The sequence below is a fragment of the Streptomyces sp. NPDC031210 genome (assembly GCF_055570395.1).
In genome coordinates this window covers 123,365-141,232 of the sequence record NZ_JBVIHH010000013.1, presented here as the reverse complement: position 1 = coordinate 141,232, position 17,868 = coordinate 123,365, and the positions used below count along the sequence as shown (strand labels likewise).

The 17,868-nt window shown below is 73.5% G+C and carries 15 protein-coding genes; 9 read left to right on the top strand and 6 right to left on the bottom strand.

What is annotated here, in order from left to right:
* Positions 1-227 precede the first annotated feature (227 nt).
* On the bottom strand, positions 228-509 hold the full coding sequence (locus tag ACZ45Z_RS23645; RefSeq protein WP_468365706.1) for an HPr family phosphocarrier protein: 282 nt from the start codon (positions 507-509) through the stop codon (positions 228-230).
* A 222-nt stretch (positions 510-731) separates the two neighbouring features.
* Between ACZ45Z_RS23645 and ACZ45Z_RS23640 the strand changes: the two genes are divergently transcribed.
* The 4 genes from ACZ45Z_RS23640 to ACZ45Z_RS23625 all read left to right on the top strand — a co-directional run bounded on the left by ACZ45Z_RS23640 (position 732) and on the right by ACZ45Z_RS23625 (position 6,459).
* Positions 732-3,845 carry a bifunctional acetate--CoA ligase family protein/GNAT family N-acetyltransferase gene (locus ACZ45Z_RS23640; RefSeq protein WP_468365703.1) on the top strand — a complete coding sequence of 1,038 codons (3,114 nt, stop codon included), beginning with the start codon at positions 732-734 and terminating at the stop codon, positions 3,843-3,845.
* A 94-nt stretch (positions 3,846-3,939) separates the two neighbouring features.
* Positions 3,940-4,533: a DUF5998 family protein gene (locus ACZ45Z_RS23635; protein WP_468365700.1), complete on the top strand. Its 594-nt coding sequence runs from the start codon at positions 3,940-3,942 to the stop codon at positions 4,531-4,533.
* A complete protein-coding gene (locus tag ACZ45Z_RS23630) occupies positions 4,533-5,723 on the top strand; it encodes an alkaline phosphatase family protein (protein ID WP_468365697.1) in 1,191 nt (396 codons plus the stop codon). The genes ACZ45Z_RS23635 and ACZ45Z_RS23630 overlap by 1 nt, the downstream gene beginning before the upstream one ends.
* 70 nt (positions 5,724-5,793) lie before the next feature.
* Positions 5,794-6,459 carry a thymidine kinase gene (locus tag ACZ45Z_RS23625; protein ID WP_468365694.1) on the top strand — a complete coding sequence of 222 codons (666 nt, stop codon included), beginning with the start codon at positions 5,794-5,796 and terminating at the stop codon, positions 6,457-6,459.
* 57 nt (positions 6,460-6,516) lie between these two features.
* Here ACZ45Z_RS23625 and ACZ45Z_RS23620 read toward each other — a convergent pair whose 3' ends face one another.
* Positions 6,517-7,293, bottom strand: coding sequence for a VOC family protein (locus ACZ45Z_RS23620; protein ID WP_468365691.1), 777 nt, complete (start codon positions 7,291-7,293; stop codon positions 6,517-6,519).
* A 247-nt stretch (positions 7,294-7,540) separates the two neighbouring features.
* Between ACZ45Z_RS23620 and ACZ45Z_RS23615 the strand changes: the two genes are divergently transcribed.
* Complete coding sequence (locus tag ACZ45Z_RS23615) at positions 7,541-8,380, top strand: sulfurtransferase (RefSeq protein WP_468365689.1); 840 nt, start codon at positions 7,541-7,543, stop codon at positions 8,378-8,380.
* Positions 8,381-8,582: 202 nt separating this feature from the next.
* Here the strand turns inward: ACZ45Z_RS23615 and sepH are convergent, their stop codons facing one another.
* A complete protein-coding gene (gene sepH, locus ACZ45Z_RS23610; protein WP_468365687.1) occupies positions 8,583-9,653 on the bottom strand; it encodes a septation protein SepH in 1,071 nt (356 codons plus the stop codon).
* Between the two features lie 494 nt (positions 9,654-10,147).
* On the opposite strand from sepH, the gene ACZ45Z_RS23605 reads away from it, so the two are divergent.
* Complete coding sequence (locus ACZ45Z_RS23605) at positions 10,148-11,356, top strand: DNA polymerase III subunit gamma/tau domain-containing protein (RefSeq protein ID WP_468365685.1); 1,209 nt, start codon at positions 10,148-10,150, stop codon at positions 11,354-11,356.
* Positions 11,357-11,443: 87 nt separating this feature from the next.
* Here ACZ45Z_RS23605 and ACZ45Z_RS23600 read toward each other — a convergent pair whose 3' ends face one another.
* Complete coding sequence (locus ACZ45Z_RS23600) at positions 11,444-12,784, bottom strand: D-arabinono-1,4-lactone oxidase (RefSeq protein ID WP_468365682.1); 1,341 nt, start codon at positions 12,782-12,784, stop codon at positions 11,444-11,446.
* A 181-nt stretch (positions 12,785-12,965) separates the two neighbouring features.
* Positions 12,966-14,231 carry an MFS transporter gene (locus ACZ45Z_RS23595; protein WP_468365679.1) on the bottom strand — a complete coding sequence of 422 codons (1,266 nt, stop codon included), beginning with the start codon at positions 14,229-14,231 and terminating at the stop codon, positions 12,966-12,968.
* A gap of 208 nt (positions 14,232-14,439) precedes the next feature.
* Between ACZ45Z_RS23595 and ACZ45Z_RS23590 the strand changes: the two genes are divergently transcribed.
* Both ACZ45Z_RS23590 and ACZ45Z_RS23585 read left to right on the top strand, forming a co-directional pair.
* Entirely contained in the window at positions 14,440-15,621 is a 1,182-nt protein-coding gene (locus tag ACZ45Z_RS23590) for a ferrochelatase (RefSeq protein ID WP_468365676.1), read from the top strand.
* A gap of 158 nt (positions 15,622-15,779) precedes the next feature.
* On the top strand, positions 15,780-16,607 hold the full coding sequence (locus ACZ45Z_RS23585; RefSeq protein WP_468365674.1) for an inositol monophosphatase family protein: 828 nt from the start codon (positions 15,780-15,782) through the stop codon (positions 16,605-16,607).
* 109 nt (positions 16,608-16,716) lie between these two features.
* Here ACZ45Z_RS23585 and ACZ45Z_RS23580 read toward each other — a convergent pair whose 3' ends face one another.
* Positions 16,717-16,893 (bottom strand): hypothetical protein, encoded by a 177-nt coding sequence (locus ACZ45Z_RS23580; RefSeq protein WP_468365672.1) that lies wholly within the window; start codon positions 16,891-16,893, stop codon positions 16,717-16,719.
* A 320-nt stretch (positions 16,894-17,213) separates the two neighbouring features.
* Here ACZ45Z_RS23580 and ACZ45Z_RS23575 point away from each other — a divergent pair, with 320 nt between their 5' ends.
* Positions 17,214-17,867: a response regulator transcription factor gene (locus ACZ45Z_RS23575; RefSeq protein ID WP_468365669.1), complete on the top strand. Its 654-nt coding sequence runs from the start codon at positions 17,214-17,216 to the stop codon at positions 17,865-17,867.
* Position 17,868 lies beyond the last annotated feature (1 nt).

Sequence of the window (17,868 nt, the reverse complement as noted above, 5' to 3'; positions counted from 1 at the left end):
GTCCGGGAGAGATTCCGCTATTCCATGACGGCGAGGCTCGGCATTTCCGTATGCGGAAATCCCGCCGGGTGCCGGTAACGCGCGTTCCGCGCCCTCTCGTCCGTTCCGCCGCCGCCCTCTTCCTCGCCCCCGCCTCCCGACACGCGAAACGGCCCCGCGGCGGCAACCGGAGTGCGGTCGCCGCGGCGGGGCCGTGAGCGCGGGAGCCCAGGGGGTCCCGTACGGACTCAGACGGTCTCGGGCAGCTCGTCGAGGCCCTCGGCGACGAGCTTGGCCAGGCGGTCGAGCGCGACCTCGGCGCCCTCGGCGTCGGAGGCCAGCACGATCTCCTCGCCACCCTGGGCGCCGAGGCCCAGGACCGCGAGCATGGAGGCCGCGTTGACCGGGTTGCCCTCGGCCTTGGCGATCGTCATCGGGACGCCGGCCGCGGTGGCCGCACGGACGAAGATCGAGGCGGGGCGGGCGTGCAGGCCCTCGGCCCACCCGACGTTGACGCGGCGCTCAGCCATGATGTTGCCCTTCAAGTCGTGACTGTTGTCTAGACCAGTCTCTCACGCTGCCGCGACTGCTCCGGCAGCCCGCCGTCCCGGCCTGCTTGCCCTTCGTTCCCCAGCGGGGACCACGGAGCGGACGGGTCCCGTACGGCTTCCCCACGGCACCCTCGGCCCGCTCCGCACCCAGAGCGTACGCACGCCGGGCCGGTTGTCGGTGCCCGGCCGTACCCTGTCCGCATGCAGACGCCGCCGGACCTCGCCTACCCGACCCACTGGGAAGCCGATGTGGTGCTGCGCGACGGCGGAACGGCGCGCATCCGGCCCATCACCCCCGACGACGCCGCGCGGCTGGTCTCCTTCTACGAACAGGTCTCGGACGAGTCGAAGTACTACCGCTTCTTCGCGCCCTACCCGCGCCTGTCCGACCGCGACGTCCACCGCTTCACCCACCACGACTACGTCGACCGGGTCGGCCTGGCCGCCACCGTCGGCGGCGAGTTCATCGCCACCGTCCGCTACGACCGGATCAACGACCAGGGGCTGCCGGCCAAGGACCCCGAGGACGACCAGGCCGAGGTCGCCTTCCTCGTGCAGGACGCCCATCAGGGCCGCGGTGTGGCCTCCGCCCTCCTGGAGCACATCGCCGCGGTCGCCCGCGAGCGCGGCATCCGCCGCTTCGCAGCCGAGGTCCTCCCCGCCAACTCAAAAATGATCAAGGTCTTCACAGACGCCGGCTACACCCAGAAGCGCACGTTCGAGGACGGCGTGGTCCGCCTGGAGTTCGACCTCGAACCCACCGAGCAGTCCATGGCCGTGATGCGCGGCCGCGAGCAGCGCGCCGAGGCCCGCTCCGTCCAGCGGCTGCTCGCACCCGGCTCGGTCGCCGTCATCGGCACCGGCCGCGCCCCCGGCGGCCTGGGCCGCACCACCCTGCGCAACCTCCTCGACTCCGGCTTCACCGGCCGCCTGCACGCCGTCAACCACGCCTTCGCCCCGGGCATGGACCGGCTCGACCCCGAGGGCGTGCCCGCCGTGCGCTCCCTGCGGGAGATCCCCGACCCGGTCGACCTGGCCGTCATCGCCGTCCCCGCCGCCGGAGTCCCCGACGTGGTCCGCGACTGCGGTGAGCACGGCGTCCAGGGCCTGCTGATCCTGTCCTCCGGCTACGCCGAAGCGGGCCCCGAGGGCCGCGAACGCCAGCGCGCCCTGCTCCGCCAGGCCCGCTCCTACGGCATGCGGGTCATCGGCCCCAACGCCTTCGGCCTGATCAACACCGCCCCCGAGGTCCGGCTGAACGCCTCCCTCGCGCCCCGGATGCCCGGCGCCGGCCGCATCGGGCTGTTCACCCAGTCCGGCGCGATCGGCATCGCGCTGCTCAGCGGACTGCACGCCCGCGGCCCCGGCGACGGCGGCATCGCCGGCATCTCCTCGTTCGTCTCGGCCGGCAACCGCGCGGACGTCTCCGGCAACGACCTCCTCCAGTACTGGTACGACGACCCGGACACCGACGTGGTCATCCTCTACCTGGAGTCGATCGGAAATCCGCGCAAGTTCACCCGGCTCGCCCGCCGCACCGCCGCCGCCAAACCGGTCGTCGTCGCCAAGGGCGCCCGCCACCACGGCGCCGCGCCGCCCGGCCACGCCGTCCCCACCGTCCGTATCCCCGACAGCACCGTCGCCGCCCTGATGCGCCAGGCCGGCGTGATCCGCGTCGACACGGTCACCGAACTGATCGACGCCGGCCTGCTGCTGGCCTCCCAGCCTCTGCCACCGGGCCCGCGCATCGCCATCCTCGGCAATTCGGAGTCGCTGGCGCTGCTGGCCTACGACGCGTGCCTGACCGAAGGGCTGCGCCCGCAGAGCCCCCGGGTGCTGGCCTCCGCGGCGACGCCCGGCGACTTCCGCGCGGCGCTCGCCGAGGCGCTCGCCGGCGACGGCTGCGACGCCGTCGTCGTCACCGCCATCCCCTGGGTGGGCGAGGGGGAGGGCGGCTCCCCGGGCGAGAGCAACGGCGCCGCGCTGGCGGCGGCCCTGCGCGCCGCTGCCACGATGGCCCCGGAGAAGCCGGTCACCGTCGTCCACCTGGCGATGGACGACCTGGCCGAGACGCTCGCGGCACCGGGGGAGCCGGCACTGGGGGAGCCGCAGCCGGGGGAGCCGGCACCGGACCTGCCCTCCGGGCCGTCGGAGACGTCTGAGCGGTCCGATCCGGCCGAGCCGCCGAGCCCACCGCAGGCCGCGCCCCAGGTGCCCCAGGCCGAGCCCCCGTCCGCGCCGCACTCCCCGGCCACCGGCCACCCACAGCCCCCGCACCCGCCAAAGCCCCCGCACCCCCCGTCCCGGCCGTACGCCGCGGACCCGCCCCGCCCCCTCACCCCGCCCGGACCGCCACCCGCGCCCTACGCCTCCCCGCCCTCCCCGGCGCCCGAAGGCCCGCCGCCCGCCCCGCCGCACACCCGCCGCGCGCCCGTCCGCATCCCCGCCTACCCCGCCGCCGAGCGGGCCGTCCGCGCGCTCGCCGAGGCCGTCCGCTACGCCGCCTGGCGCCGGGAAGCCGCCGAACCGGGCCGCGTGCCCGAATACGACGACATCCAGGAAGCGGCGGCCGGCGCCGACATCGAGCGCCTCCTGGACCGGCTGCTGCCCGACCCGGACGCCGACCGGTCCGTCCCGTTGCCGCCCGACGCCGCGGCCGCCCTCCTCGCCCGCTACGGCATCCGCACCCACCCCGCCCTCCCGGCCCCCGACCCGGACGCGGCGGTCCGCGCCGCCGCGACCCTCGGCTATCCCGTCGCCCTCAAGACCACGGCCCCCCACCTGCGCCACCGCGCCGACCTGGGAGGCGTCCGCCTCGACATCGCCAACGAGGCCGAACTGCGCCGCACCTACACCGAACTCACCGATTTCCTCGGCTCCCCCCAGGAGCTGCGCCCGGTGGTCCAGGCGATGGTGCCGCGCGGCGTCGACACCGTCATCCGCGCCGCCATCGACCCGGCGGCCGGCGCCGTCCTCTCCTTCGGCCTGGCCGGCGCCCCCTCCCAGTTGCTCGGCGACATCGCCCACCGCCTCATCCCTGCCACCGACCGCGATGTCGACGGGCAGATCCGGTCGATCCGCACCGCGCCGCTCCTGTTCGGCTGGCGCGGCTCCCAGCCGGTGGACACCGCCGCACTCGCGGAACTGCTGCTGCGGGTCTCCCGGCTCGTCGACGACCACCCCGAGGTCGTCGGCGTCGACCTCGAACCGGTCGTCGTCGCGCCGCGCGGCCTGTCCGTCCTGGGCGCCACCGTCCGCCTGGCCCGGCCGCCCGCCACCACTGACCTGGGCCCTCGCCGTCTGCCCGTCTACTGAGCCGCCACGCGCGGGCCCCTGCCGCCGCCCGGCGCCCGAAGAGCCGCCGACTGACGCGTCCTCGCGGCCCGGTACGCCCCGTAAGATGGACCCCATGGCTAAGACCGGTACGACGACCCAGGGGCTGCGCGCGGCGATCGAGCGCAGTGGCTACTACCCGACGCTCGTGGCCGAGGCGGTGCAGGCCGCGGTGGGCGGCGAGCCGGTCGTGTCGTACCTCGTGCACCAGGAGACGACCTTCGACGCCAACGAGGTCCGCCGCCACGTCACCGTCCTGGTGCTGACCGGCACCCGCTTCATCGTCAGCCACACCGACGAGCAGGCCGCCGACGCCACCTCCCCGTCGCCGTACGCCACCACCTCCACCGAGTCCGTCAAGCTCGGCCGGATCTCCTCCGTGGTGCTCAGCCGCGTCGTCGCCAACCCCGAGTCCTACACCCCCGGGCAGCTCCCCCGCGAGGTCGTCCTGACCATCGGCTGGGGCGCCGTCGCCCGGCTGGACCTGGAGCCCGCCAGTTGCGGCGAGCCCAACTGCGACGCCGACCACGGCTACACCGGCTCCTCCACCGCCGACGACCTCTCGCTGCGCGTCAGCGAGGCGGGCGACGGCCCGGACTCGGTCCGCGAGACGCTCGCCTTCGCCCAGGCGCTCTCCGAGGCCACCGCGGCCACCACAAGCACCCGCTGATGGTCCACGCCGCCCCCGCCTGGCCGGAACCCGAACCGCTCGACCCGCTCACCGCCCCGGTGCCGCGCTACGGCACCGCCTCGCTCGCCGACCTGCTGCCCGCCATCGTCGCCGGCCAGGGCCTGACCGGCCTCGCCGCGCCCATGGAACTGGCCCCCGCCGACCGCGCCTGCGTCTTCCTCATCGACGGCCTCGGCTGGGACCTGCTGCGCGCCCACCCCGACGAGGCGCCGTTCCTGACGTCCTTGCTGGGTACGTCGTTCAACCGCAGCGGCCGCCCGCTCACCGCCGGCTTCCCCTCCACCACCGCCACCTCGCTCGCCTCCGTCGGCACCGGCCTCCCGCCGGGCGCCCACGGCCTGCCCGGCTACACCTGCGAAAATCCGGCCACCGGCGCGCTGATGAACCAGCTCCGCTGGCAGCCGTGGACCGATCCGTACGCCTGGCAGCCCCACCCGACGGTCTTCCAGTTGGCCGACGCCGCGGGCATCCACACCTGCCAGGTCTCCGCGCCGCACTTCCAGCAGACCCCGCTGACCAAGGTCGCGCTCAGCGGCGGCACCTTCCACGGCCGGCTCTCGGGCGAGGAACGGATGGACCTCGCCGCCGAACAGCTCGCCGCCGGCGACCGCTCGCTGGTCTACACCTACTACTCCGAGGTCGACGGCAAGGGCCACCGCTACGGCGTCGACTCCGACGCCTGGCGCGGCCAACTGATGTACGTCGACCGGCTCGCGCAGCGGCTGGCCGAGCAGCTCCCGCCGCGCTCCGCCCTGTACATCACCGCCGACCACGGCATGATCGACATCCCCTTCGACCCCGACTCCCGGATCGACTTCGACGAGGACTGGGAACTGCGCGCCGGCGTGCGCCTGTTGGGCGGCGAGGGCCGGGCCCGGCACGTGTACGCGCATCCGGGCGCGGCCGCCGATGTGCTCGCCGTGTGGCGCGAGGTGGTCGGCGAGCAGATGTGGGTGGCGAGCCGCGACGAGGCCATCGCCGCGGGCTGGTTCGGACCGCACGTCGATGACAGGGTCCGCGGTCGTATCGGCGACGTCGTGGCGGCCGCCCACGCCGACATGGTGATCATCGCGAGCGAACGTGAGCCCCGCGAATCGGAGATGGTCGGGATGCACGGCTCGATGACCGCGGTGGAGCAGCTCGTGCCGCTCCTGGAAGTCCGCACCTGACCCGCGCGCCCACCGCCCGCCCTGTCTCCAGCCCCGTCCGCACACGCGCCCGAAAGGCCCGCAACCCCCCATGCCCGAGCTGGTGTTCTTCAGCGGAACGATGGACTGCGGCAAGTCGACCCTCGCGCTCCAGATCGAGCACAACCGCTCGGCCCGCGGTCTGCAGGGCATGATCTACAGTCGCAACGACCGGGCCGGCCGCGGCAAGCTGTCCTCCCGCCTGGGCCTGGTCACCGAAGCCGTCGAGGCGGCGTCCGGCATGGACTTCTACGCGCACCTGGTCGGCCACCTCACCTCCGGCGGCCGGGTCGACTACGTCATCGCCGACGAGGCGCAGTTCCTCGCGCCCGAGCAGGTCGACCAACTGGCCCGCGTCGTGGACGATCTCGACCTGGACGTCTTCGCCTTCGGCATCACCACCGACTTCCGCAGCAAACTCTTCCCCGGCTCGCAGCGCCTGGTGGAGCTGGCCGACCGGATAGAGGTCCTGCAGGTCGAGGCGCTGTGCTGGTGCGGTGCGCGGGCCACGCACAACGCCCGCACCGTTGACGGCCGGATGGTCGTCGAGGGTGCGCAGGTCGTCGTCGGCGACGTGGTCGGTGAGGCGGCGGGCCGTCAGGCCGAGGTCGGCTACGAGGTGCTGTGCCGGCGTCACCACCGCCGACGGCAGACCTCCGCCACCGCCCGCGCGGCGGCCCTCTCCCCGGACGTGCTGCCGGTCGACGCGCCGCGCTAGTCCCGGTCTCGCGGCCGGGGTCGGCGGCTGACGGGGGATTCGGCCGTTCAGGGCCGTTCAGCGCTGCTGGATGATGGTGAAGACCGCACCCTCGCTGTCGGCGACCGTCGCCAGCCGTCCGTGCGCGGAGTCCCGTGCCGGCCGCAGCACATGACCGCCCAGCTCGGCGACCCGGCGTGCGGCGGCGTCGGTGTCGGAGACGGCGAAGTACGTCATCCAGTGCGGCCCGCGGTCGTGCGGCAGGGCGGCCCCCACCCCGTGAATGCCCGCGACCGCGCGTCCCTTCAGATGGAGCGTCACATAGTCCTCGCCGTCGGCCGTTTCCGCGGTGTCGGCCTCGAAGGCGAAGACGTGCTCGTAGAAGGTGCGGACGGAGTCACTGTCCTGGGTGAGGAGTTCGTTCCACACCGGGGTGCCGGGCTCGTCGCTGACCGCGTTGCCGGTCATCGACTTTCCCTGCCAGATGCCGAAGATGGCACCCTGCGGGTCCGAGACGATCGCCATCCGCCCGGCGTCGTCCGCTTCCAGCGGTCCGACGCCCACCGTTCCGCCGCAGGAACGGATCTGCTCGGCGGTCGCGTCGGCGTCGTCGCTCGACAGGTAGGTGGTCCACGCGACCGGGAGGTGACGGTCGGGTGCCAGCTCCCCGACTCCCGCGACTTCCCGGCCGTCGAGAAAGGCACGGGCGTAGGGACCGAAGTGCTGCGGTCCGGGGCGGAACTCCCAGCCGAAGAGCGCGCCGTAGAACTCCTGCGTCGCGGACAGGCTGTGTGCCAGAAGGCTCACCCAGCAGGGCGCGCCGGGCAGCCGCCGAGTCGCTGGCTCGGTTGTCATTCGTCACTCTCCTCGGACCAACGGATGGTGGCCATATGGGGTACGGGGGCGGTACCGAGCAGATGCTCGCACCCTGCGACGTGGTGTGTGCCCCGGCCGCGCCGTCCATGGCACGTTCGCAAAAGAGAATGACCGTTTTGCTATTTCACGTCCGTTTCGGTCACGTTGCCCTTCGGCGTAACTCCGCCATACGGAGGGTGCGCGCCCGCCTTCCGAACGTAGCCGTCGCTACGCAAGGATGAGGGTCATGAACGCCATCATCACCGCTACCGAACTCGCGAGCGAGTTGACCGGGCCCGCCGCCCCGGTGCTCCTGGATGTCCGCTGGCAGCTCGGCGGTCCGCCCGGCCGCCAGGAGTACGAGGCCGGGCATCTGCCCGGTGCCGTCTTCGTCGACCTCGAACGGGAGTTGGCCGGACCGGCCGGCGCGGCCGGCCGGCACCCGCTCCCCGACCTCGCCGTGTTCGGCGAGGCCATGCGGGCGGCCGGCGTCCGCGCGGACCGCCGCGTCGTCGTCTACGACGGAGGGCAGGGCTGGGGCGCCGCCCGCGCGTGGTGGCTGCTGCGCTGGACGGGCCACCCCGATGTCCGGGTCCTCGATGGCGGCCTGGCCGCCTGGCGGGCATCCGGCGAGGCCGTGAATGTCGACAAACCGACTCCGCGAGCCGGTGACTTCACACCGGTGCCCGGGTCGCTGCCGCTGCTGACCGCTGACGACGCCGCCGCGCTGGCCCGCCGCGGAGTGCTCTTGGACGCGCGGGCGGGCGAGCGCTACCGGGGCGAGGTCGAGCCCATCGACCGGATCGCCGGCCACATCCCCGGTGCCGTGTCCGCACCGACGACCGAGAACGTCACCGAGGGCGGCACGACCTTCCGCGACGCGGCCGAGCTCGCCGAGCGCTTCGCGGCGCTGGGCGCCAAACCCGGGACGGAGGTCGGTGTCTACTGCGGCTCGGGTGTCTCCGCCGCCCACGAGGTGCTCGCCCTCGCGGTCGCGGGCATCCCCGCCGCGCTGTACGTCGGTTCCTGGAGCGAATGGTCGTCCGACCCGGACCGTCCGGTCGCGACCGGCCCCCAGCCGGGCTGAGCGCCCCGCCCGCCGCCTCCGGCCGCACGCGCGTCCACTCGCACACGCGTCCGCCCGCCCCTCGACAACAGGGGCGGGCGGACGAGCGACGGGGGAACAGGTGCGATGTCGCTACGGCAGACCGCCGTAACGGTTCACCAGGCGGAGGCGGAGGCTGCGGCGGAACGGCCGGTAAGGGCGGAGCGGGTAAGGCCCGCCCCCGTCATTCCGGCTTCTTGCGCCGGGTGCCGAAGACGATCTCGTCCCAACTCGGCACCGCGGCCCGGCGCCCGGGCCGCACGCCGTCGGCCTCGGCCTGCCGGTCCGTCGTCCCGGTCAGCCGGTCGCGATGACCGGCCACGGCCCGCGGCATCAGCACATCGGCGTACGCCGAACCCGCGCTCGCGCTCGCCGCGGGCGGCTCCTCGACCTCGGCCTCCGACGCCTCCTCGCTCTGCGGCGCCTTGGCGGTCTCGGGCACGACCATGTCGCCACGGAAGCTCGGCACCGCCTCCAGCAAGCTGGTCAGCGAATCCCGCTCGCGCTCCCGCTCGCCGACGGCTTCCTCCAGCGCGCGCGCCTCGTTGTCCTCCTCGGACGCGGCGGCACGCTCCGCCCGCTCGGCGCGGTCGGGCATCTGGCGGTCCAGGGCACGGTCCAGCGGCCGGTCGCGCGGCAGCCGCGCGATCCGGGGCACGAACGGGAAGCTCGGCTCGGGCGTGTCGTCGGTCTCGCCGATCAGCGCGCGCGCCTCGTCGTCCACGGCCTGGACGAGCCGGCGGGGCGGGTCGTACGTCCAGCTCGCGGAGTGCGGTTCGGCCGCGACGCGGTAGACGAGCAGCACCTCCCAGGTGCCGTCGTCCCGGCGCCAGGAGTCCCACTGGACGCTTTCCTTGTCGGCGCCACGCAGCAGCAGCCGTTCCGCGACGGCCTCGCCGAGCGGCGGGCCGGCGTTCTCGCCGGGGCGTCGTACCGGTGTCTTACGGGCGCGCTCGGCCATGAAGGCGCGCTCGGCGAGTACCGGACCCTCGAACCGGCGCACCCGGTCGACGGGGATGCCGGCGAACTGGGCGACCTCTTCGGCGGAGGAACCGGCTCTTATACGGGCCTGGATGTCCCGCGGGCGCAGGTGGCTCTCGACCTCGATCTCGATCTGGCCGAGACGCGCACGGTCGTTGCGGACGGCGGCGCGCAGCCGCTCATCGATCGGAAGCGTGTACTCGGTGCTGTCCGCAGCTTTGAGCACCAGCCGTGTGCCGTCGTTGGAGACGGCCACGACACGCAGTTCGGGCATGGGGACCTCCCGGGTGGTGCCTGCCGACGTCACGTGCGTCGCTGCTTCCGCTAGTCGAGTGTGGCCTGCCCGGGTGCAGCCTGCCACAACATTGCCGAGTTGCCCGGCGCGTCGGGGTCTGGCCCAGAAACGCCGTCATGACACGGTTACCAGTTCGCAACGTTCGGTGACCATGTCGCTGCCCTGTGACCGATCACCCGTGCCGAGCGACGGCACCCCAGGGAGAGTGCCGACTTCAGGGCCCCTCCCGCGGGTCCGGGCAGCCGGACGGGAACCGGGGCCAGGGCTCGCCACAGTACTCCATTCGGGCCACCGAGGTGGACCGCCGCGCCGCCGAAGTTCTGGCGCGCCAACGGAGTTGGGTCGTCTTGTCGATCTCTCTACCTGCCCAGGCGTGGCGATGTTCACACAATCACCGGAACAGGAACTATCGACTCCGCCGAATGGTCTCTTCTCCGTGCAAGATGGATCGAAGGGGCGATCAGAGGCTGGAGATGGACGAACAAACCAAAACGGACACGAAGAAGAAGGAGAAGCGGTTCGACCTGAGCGTCGCGCAGGTCGCGGGCAGCGCGCTCGCGGCGGCCATCGCCGCGTACCTGGCGGGCCGGCTCGGCGTCTACGGAACCATCATCGGCGCGGGTGTCGTCAGCGTCGTCGCCACGACCGGCGGCTCGATATTCCAGCACCTGTTCCGACGCACCGGCGAGCAGCTCAAGGAGGCGACGGTCACCACCCGGCCGAAGCCACGCCGTTTCTCCACCGCCGACTCCCGATCCACCACCGGCGCACCACCCGCCGAACCCACGATGGTGCTGCCCACCTTCGACAAGCAGGGCGCGGAGGACGAGGTCACCTCCGTCGCGGCCAGGAGGCCGGGCGCCGACGCCGACCGTACGCAGCTCCTCGCGCGGGCAGCTCCGCCGCACCGCCGGGACCCGGCCGGCGCCCACCCCGCACCCGACGGCGCCCACCCCGCACCCGACTACGCCCACCCCGGGTCCGACGGCGACGCCGAGGGCGACGACTCCACGCGGATGCTGCGGGCCGCCGACCGGACGCAACTGGTGCCGCGCCTGGACGAGCGGACCATGGCACTGGGCCACGCCGATTCCCGGCCGGCCGCCAACGCCGCCGCCACCGCCATGATGCCCGCGGCGCGGGCCGAAGAGGTCAGCACCGCCACCTACGGCACCCGGCTGCGTGGCTGGAAACGGCCGGCGCTCGCCGCGCTCGCCGTCTTCGTGCTCGCCATGGGCGTGGTCACCGCCACGGAGCTGATCACCGGTCAGACGCCGAGCGGGGAGAAGGGCACGACGCTCAGCAACCTCACCCGCCCCGGCGGCGCGGGCCGGCACCAGCCCGCCACCCCGCCGTCGCCCGGCCCCGATCACTCGGCGGGCACCGGCACCGGCGATGACAGGGGCGACGAGCCGTCCCCGGACCCCCGTGGCTCCGACGGCTCCGGCACCGGCGAGGAGACCGGCCCCGGGCAGCCGTCCCCGTCGCCCACACCCTCCGACGGCGGCAGCCGCTCGCCCGACCCGGAGTCCTCCCCGTCAACCAACCCTTCGCCAAGTCACTCTTCCGGAACGGGCACGGGCACGAGCGGCGACGGTTCGACCACCGACCAGGACGGCGGAACTCAGCAGCGACAGCAGGACTCCGGCGCCCAGGGAGCACCCGCGCCCGGCGCCTCCTGAGACCGGACGCCTCCCGGGTAGGGGCGGACCGCGTGGCCGTGAACCGGCGCCCCGTTGAGAGGGCGGCGGGTCATGGCCGTCGGCGCGTCAGTCGCCCAGGACCCGCCGCAGATACCCGTTGGCGAAGCGGCGCTCGGGGTCCAGCCGGTCACGCACCGCCGTGAACTCGCCGAAGCGGGGATAGGCGGCCGCGAGATACTCCGCGTCGCGGGTGTGCAGCTTGCCCCAGTGCGGGCGCCCGTCGTGCGCCGTCATGATCCGCTCGGCGGCCGTGAAGTACGCCTCGTACGGCGTCCCCCGGTACATGTGCACGGCGATGTAGGCGGTGTCCCGGCCCGAGGCGGTGGACAGCGGGATGTCGTCGGCCGGCGCGGTGCGCACCTCCACCGGGAAGCTGACCCGGAAACCGGAACGCTCCACCAGCGCCTTCAGCTCGCCCAGCACCGTCACCGCCGCCTCGCGGGGCACCGCGTACTCCATCTCCACGAACCGCACCCGCCGCGGGGAGGTGAACACCCGGTAGGGGATGTCGGTGTACGTACGGGCCGACAGCGCTCGGCTGGAGATCTTGGCGATGCCCGGGACGGCGGCCGGCACGGTCCGGCCGGCGCCGCACGCGAGCTGGAAGACGCCGTTGGACAGCAGCTCGTCCTCGATCCAGCCGCTGAGCCTGCCGGGCGGCGCCGCCGGGCCGTGGCTGCGGTTGTTGCGCTTGGTGTTGCAGCGGAGGGTGTGCGGGAACCAGTAGAACTCGAAGTGCTCGTTCTCGGCGAACAGCTCGTCGAACCGGGCGGTGACCTCGTCGTAGGACATCGGTTCCTCACGGGCGGTCAGCAAGAACTCCGGCTCCACGGCGAAGGTCAGCTCGGTGATGACGCCCAGCGCGCCCAGGCCCAGTTGGGCCGACGTGAAGACGTCGGCGTTCTCCTCGGGGGAGCAGGTCAGGACCGAGCCGTCGGCGGTGACCAGTTCCAGGCCGGTTATCTGGGCGGATATGGAGGCCGAGTCGCGGCCGGTGCCGTGGGTGCCGGTGCTGGTGGCCCCCGAGACGGTCTGCTCCATGATGTCGCCCATGTTGGTCAGCGACAGTCCGTGCGCGGCCAGCGTCTGGTTCAGCACCTTCAGGGGCGTGCCGGCGGCCACCGTCACCGTGCCCGCCGCGCGGTCGATCTTGCGTACGCCGGTCAGCCGGTCGGGGCGGATCAGCAGCCCGTCGGTCGCGGCGACCGGGGTGAAGGAGTGGCCGGTGCCGGCCGCCTTGACGGTCAGGCCGTCCGCAGCGGCCGCGCGGACGGCGGCGGCCAGTTCCTCGGTGGTGGCGGGGGCAACGGTGCGGGTGGGGCGGGCGGTGACGTTGCCCGCCCAGTTGCGCCACGGACCTCCCCGGCCGCGTCCTCCCGAGCCGCCGACGGCGTTGCTGGCTGCCATGGTGACGTCCCCTCCCCTCAGCGCGGGCCGACCGGGCTCCGGCGGCCGTTGGTGTGAGCGCATGATGTCAGTCGGCGACGTGTCATCCAGGTGGGGTGACGGGAATCACACGATCAAGGAATCGGCCGGAATCGCCCGCCTCTCGGACATCCCGCCTCGGCCCTCGGCGGCCCGTCTCCGGTCACGCGACCCGCTCCCCGTCCGGCTCCTTCGCGGCCCGGCCCGCCGCCTGGTCCGCCGCTATTCCGGGACCCGTCGCCGGCGCGGGCGGCGGGCGGAGCCTGCGGTAGCCCGCGAACGCCACCAGCGCCGCGATCAGGCCCGCCACGCACGGCACGAGATAGCCCCGGCCGGCCCCGGCGGCGTCCACCACCCAGCCCGCCGCCGACGCGCCGAGCGCGACGCCCACCGCCAGGCCGGTGCTCGTCCACGTCATGCCCTCGGTCAGCTTGGCGCGCGGTACGTGCTCCTCGATGAGCGCCATGGTCGTCACCATCGTCGGGGCGATGGAGAGGCCCGCGACGAACAGCGCCACCGCCAGCAGCGGCAGGGAGCCCACCAACTGGAGCGGCACCATGCTCACCGCCATCGCGCAGACCCCCACCACCCAGCGGCCGGACGGGTGCCCCTTGAGGTGCAGCAGCCCGAAGACGGCGCCGGCCAGGCACGAGCCGAGGGCGTAGACGGCCAGCACCAGGGAGGCGGCGGCCTTGTGGCCCTCCTCCTCCGCGAACGCGACGGTCACCACGTCGATCGCCCCGAAGATCGCGCCGGTCGCCACGAACGTCACCACCAGCACCTGAAGGCCCCGCGAGCGCAGCGCGGACCCCTTGGAATGCTGCTCACGCGGATGCGGCACCGGCTCCGTGGCGCGCTGCGCGGTCAGCCAGAAGACGCCGACGGTCAGGAAGGCCGCGGCCAGCAGCGGCCCCGCCTCCGGGAACCACGCGGTGGACAGGCCGATGGACAGGATCGGTCCGACGATGAAACACGCCTCATCGACGATCGACTCCCAGGAGTAGGCGGTGTGCAGCTCGCGCGGCGAGCCGCGGTAGATCTCCGCCCAGCGCGCCCGGACCATCGAGCCCACGCTCGGCACGCATCCCGCGCAGGCGGCGAAGAAGAAGAGCGTCCAGTCCGCCCAGCCCTGCTGCGCGCTCAGCAGCAGACCGGCGACCGCGGCGATCGACACCAAGGTGGCCGGACGCAGGACCCGCCGCTGGCCGTGCCGGTCGACCAGTCGGGAGATCTGCGGGCCGAGCACGGCGGCGGACAGGGCGAGGGTCGCGGACAGGGCTCCCGCCAGGCCGTAACGGCCGGTGAGTTGGGAGACCATCGTGACGATGCCGATGCCCAGCATCGACAGCGGCATACGGCCCAGCAGTCCGGCGGCGGAGAACGATGTGGTGCCGGGGCGGCCGAAGATGGCGCGGTAGGGACTGGGCAACGGGGGTGCTCCGCCGGGTGAGGACCGAAGATCGGTAAGGGACGACTGACGTCTATACAGCTTACGGGCGGCGGGATGCCGGACGCTCCCGGTTTTCGCCGCCCGCCCGCGCACCGCGAGGACCGGGCCGCGACCGCGCCGCCGCGCGGATCCACCGCGAACGGGGCCTGTCCGCCGCGTCCCGGGGAAGGGTGGCAGGATCGGTGACATGCCCGAACAGTGCGATCGCGCCCCTCGCTCCGCCGGGGGGACACCCAGCCCTTACGACGCCCTGCTGCTGCTGTCCTTCGGCGGCCCCGAGGGTCCCGACGACGTCGTGCCCTTCCTGGAGAACGTCACCCGGGGCCGCGGCATCCCCCGCGAGCGCCTCAAAGAAGTAGGACGGCACTACTTTTTGTTCGGCGGCGTCAGCCCCATCAACGGCCAGAACCGGCTGCTGCTGGACGCGCTGCGCAAGGACTTCGCCGAGAACGGCCTGGACCTGCCGGTCTACTGGGGCAACCGCAACTGGGCGCCCTACCTGACCGACACCCTGCGCACGATGGCCGGTGACGGCCACCGCCGCATCGCCGTCCTGGCGACCAGCGCCTACGCCTCGTACTCGGGCTGCCGGCAGTACCGCGAGAACCTCGCCGACGCGCTCGCCGTCCTGCACTCCGAAGGGCTGCCGGTGCCGCGGGTCGACAAGCTCCGGCACTACTTCAACCACCCCGGGTTCGTGCGGCCGATGATCGACGGCGTGCTGTCCTCGCTCGCCGAGCTGTCCTCGCAGGCCCGGGCGGGCGCCCATATCGCCTTCACCACGCACTCGATCCCCGTCGCCGCGGCCGACACCTCCGGCACGCCCGAGGACCACACGGCCAACGGCGCGGGCGGCGCCTATGTGGCGCAGCACCTGGAGGTGGCGGGGCTGATCGCGGACGCGGTGCGCGCGGAGACCGGCGTGGACCACCCCTGGCGGCTGGTCTACCAGTCCCGCAGCGGCGCCCCGCACATCCCGTGGCTGGAGCCGGACATCTGCGACCACCTGGGGGACGCGCGCGACGCGGGCGCCACCGCCGTCGTCATGGCGCCCATCGGCTTCGTCTCGGACCACATGGAGGTCAAGTACGACCTCGACACCGAAGCCACCGCCAAGGCCGCCGAACTGGGGCTGCCGGTCGTCCGGTCGGCCACCGTCGGCGCCGACCCGCGGTTCGCCGCCGCCGTACGCGACCTCCTCCTGGAGCGCGCGGCGGCCGAGCGGGGTGAGTCCCCCGAGCGCTGTGCGCTGGGCGCCCTCGCCGCCTCCCACGACCTGTGCCCGGTGGGCTGCTGCCCCGCCCGGACGCCGCGCCCGGCCGCCGCCGGCGCGGACTGGCAGGGCCCGTCGGCCACGGCTCCCGTATAGCCCCAAGGCCCGGGAGCCCTGCAACCGGAAGCCCGGCAGCCAGGAGGCTTGGAGGCCAGACCGATCCCGGCGCCCCGATCGGCACCGGTTACCCGGCCGGCCCCGGCCCGACCGCCCCGCCTCCCGCCCGACCACCGCTCACCCGAGCAAGGAGCACCGTGTCCGACCCGCTGCACCCCGACCCGCACGCCGACCGGTTGAAGGACGAACTTCTCGAACTGGCGCTGGAGGCCGCCCGCCGCGCCGGGGCCCTGCTGCGCGACGGCCGGCCGGCCGATCTGGGCGTGGCCGCCACCAAGACCAGCCCCATCGACGTCGTCACCGAGATGGACCTGGCCTCCGAGAAGCTGATCACCGGCTTCCTCGCCGAGCACCGTCCCGACGACGGCTTCCTGGGCGAGGAGGGGGCGAGCGTCGAGGGCAGCAGCGGTGTGCGCTGGGTCATCGACCCCGTCGACGGCACCGTCAACTACCTCTACGGGCTGCCGTCCTGGGCGGTGTCCATCGCCGCCGAGAAGGACGGCGAGACCGTCGTCGGGGTCGTGGCCGCCCCCGAGCGCGGCGAGACCTGCGAGGCCGTCCTGGGCCGCGGCGCCTTCAACAACGGCGAGCGGCTGCGTCACCGGCCCGCTCCACCGCTCTCCCAGGCACTGGTCGCCACCGGCTTCGGCTACCTCACCGAGCGCCGGGTCGCCCAGGCCGAGGTGCTGCGCACCCTCATCCCGCGGGTCCGCGACATCCGGCGCGGCGGCTCGGCCGCCATCGACCTGTGCGACGTGGCCTGCGGCCGGGTCGACGCCTACTACGAGCGCGGCCTGAACCCGTGGGACCTGGCGGCGGGTGTGCTGATCGCCCGCGAGGCGGGCGCCCTCACCGGCGGCCGCCCCGGCCGGGCCGCCTCGGGTGAGCTGACCGTCGCCGCCTCACCGGCCGTCTTCCACGAGCTCCAGCCGCTCCTGGAGGAGCTCGGGGCCTGGCACGACTGACCGGCGGGCGCCGGTGTAGTCCCGCTCGCCGGTGTAGTCCCGCTCGGGGCACGACAGCGCCCCGGCACCTCCACCGGGTGCCGGGGCGCTGTCGTACGGGAAAGCGGGATCAGGCGGGGCTGGCCACGCCGACCTTCACTCCGTGCTCGGTCGCCAGTCGCTGCAGGTCTTCGAGCTCTGCCTGCTCGACCTCGGCGAGGAAGTCGTCGCCCGCCGCGCGGGCCCGGTCCAGATCGGCTTCGGTGTTCCGTATGCGCTGCAGAATGCCTGCGGTGAACGCGTCCATGGTGCGCCCCCTCGTCGTGGGTCGGTGGCACGGGGGTGTGCCGACGGGTGGGTCGATCACGGCGTGGTCCCTGTTGTGCGGAGCAGGCTGTGGCATGCCGCCGCACAGGGCGTGATCGCGGGTGTGCAGTCGTCCTCCCCGCACGCAACCTCAGGGAAACCTCAACCCGTACGGGAATCCCCCCGATCGGGCGTCGCGCACCCGCCCCGTACGCCCGTGGTCCCCCCTTACCGCCGGTTTATCGCTCTTCGGGGCAGGATGGAAGGGCTGTCAAGACATTGTTGTGCTGCCCGTGAGGGCCCTGAGGAAGGACTAGCGACGTGCGTGTTCTCGTCGTCGAGGACGAGCGGCTGCTCGCCGATGCGGTGGCCACCGGACTGCGCCGGGAGGCCATGGCCGTCGACGTGGTCTACGACGGCGCTGCCGCCCTGGAACGGATCGCGGTGAACGACTACGACGTCGTCGTCCTGGACCGCGACCTCCCGGTCGTCCACGGCGACGACGTGTGCCGCAAGCTCGTCGAGCTGGGCGTGCCCACCCGGGTGCTGATGCTCACCGCCTCCGGTGACGTCAGCGACCGCGTGGAGGGCCTGGAGATCGGCGCCGACGACTACCTGCCCAAGCCGTTCGCGTTCACCGAGCTGACCGCCCGGGTGCGCGCCCTGGGACGGCGTACGACCGTCGCCCTGCCGCCGGTCCTGGAGCGGGCCGGCATCAAGCTCGACCCCAACCGCCGCGAGGTCTTCCGTGACGGCAAGGAGGTCCAGCTCGCGCCGAAGGAGTTCGCGGTGCTGGAGGTGCTGATGCGCAGCGAGGGCACGGTCGTCTCCGCCGAACAGCTCCTGGAGAAGGCCTGGGACGAGAACACCGACCCGTTCACCAACGTCGTCCGGGTGACGGTCATGACGTTGCGCCGCAAGCTCGGCGAACCCGCGGTGATCGTCACCGTCCCCGGCTCGGGATACCGGATCTGAC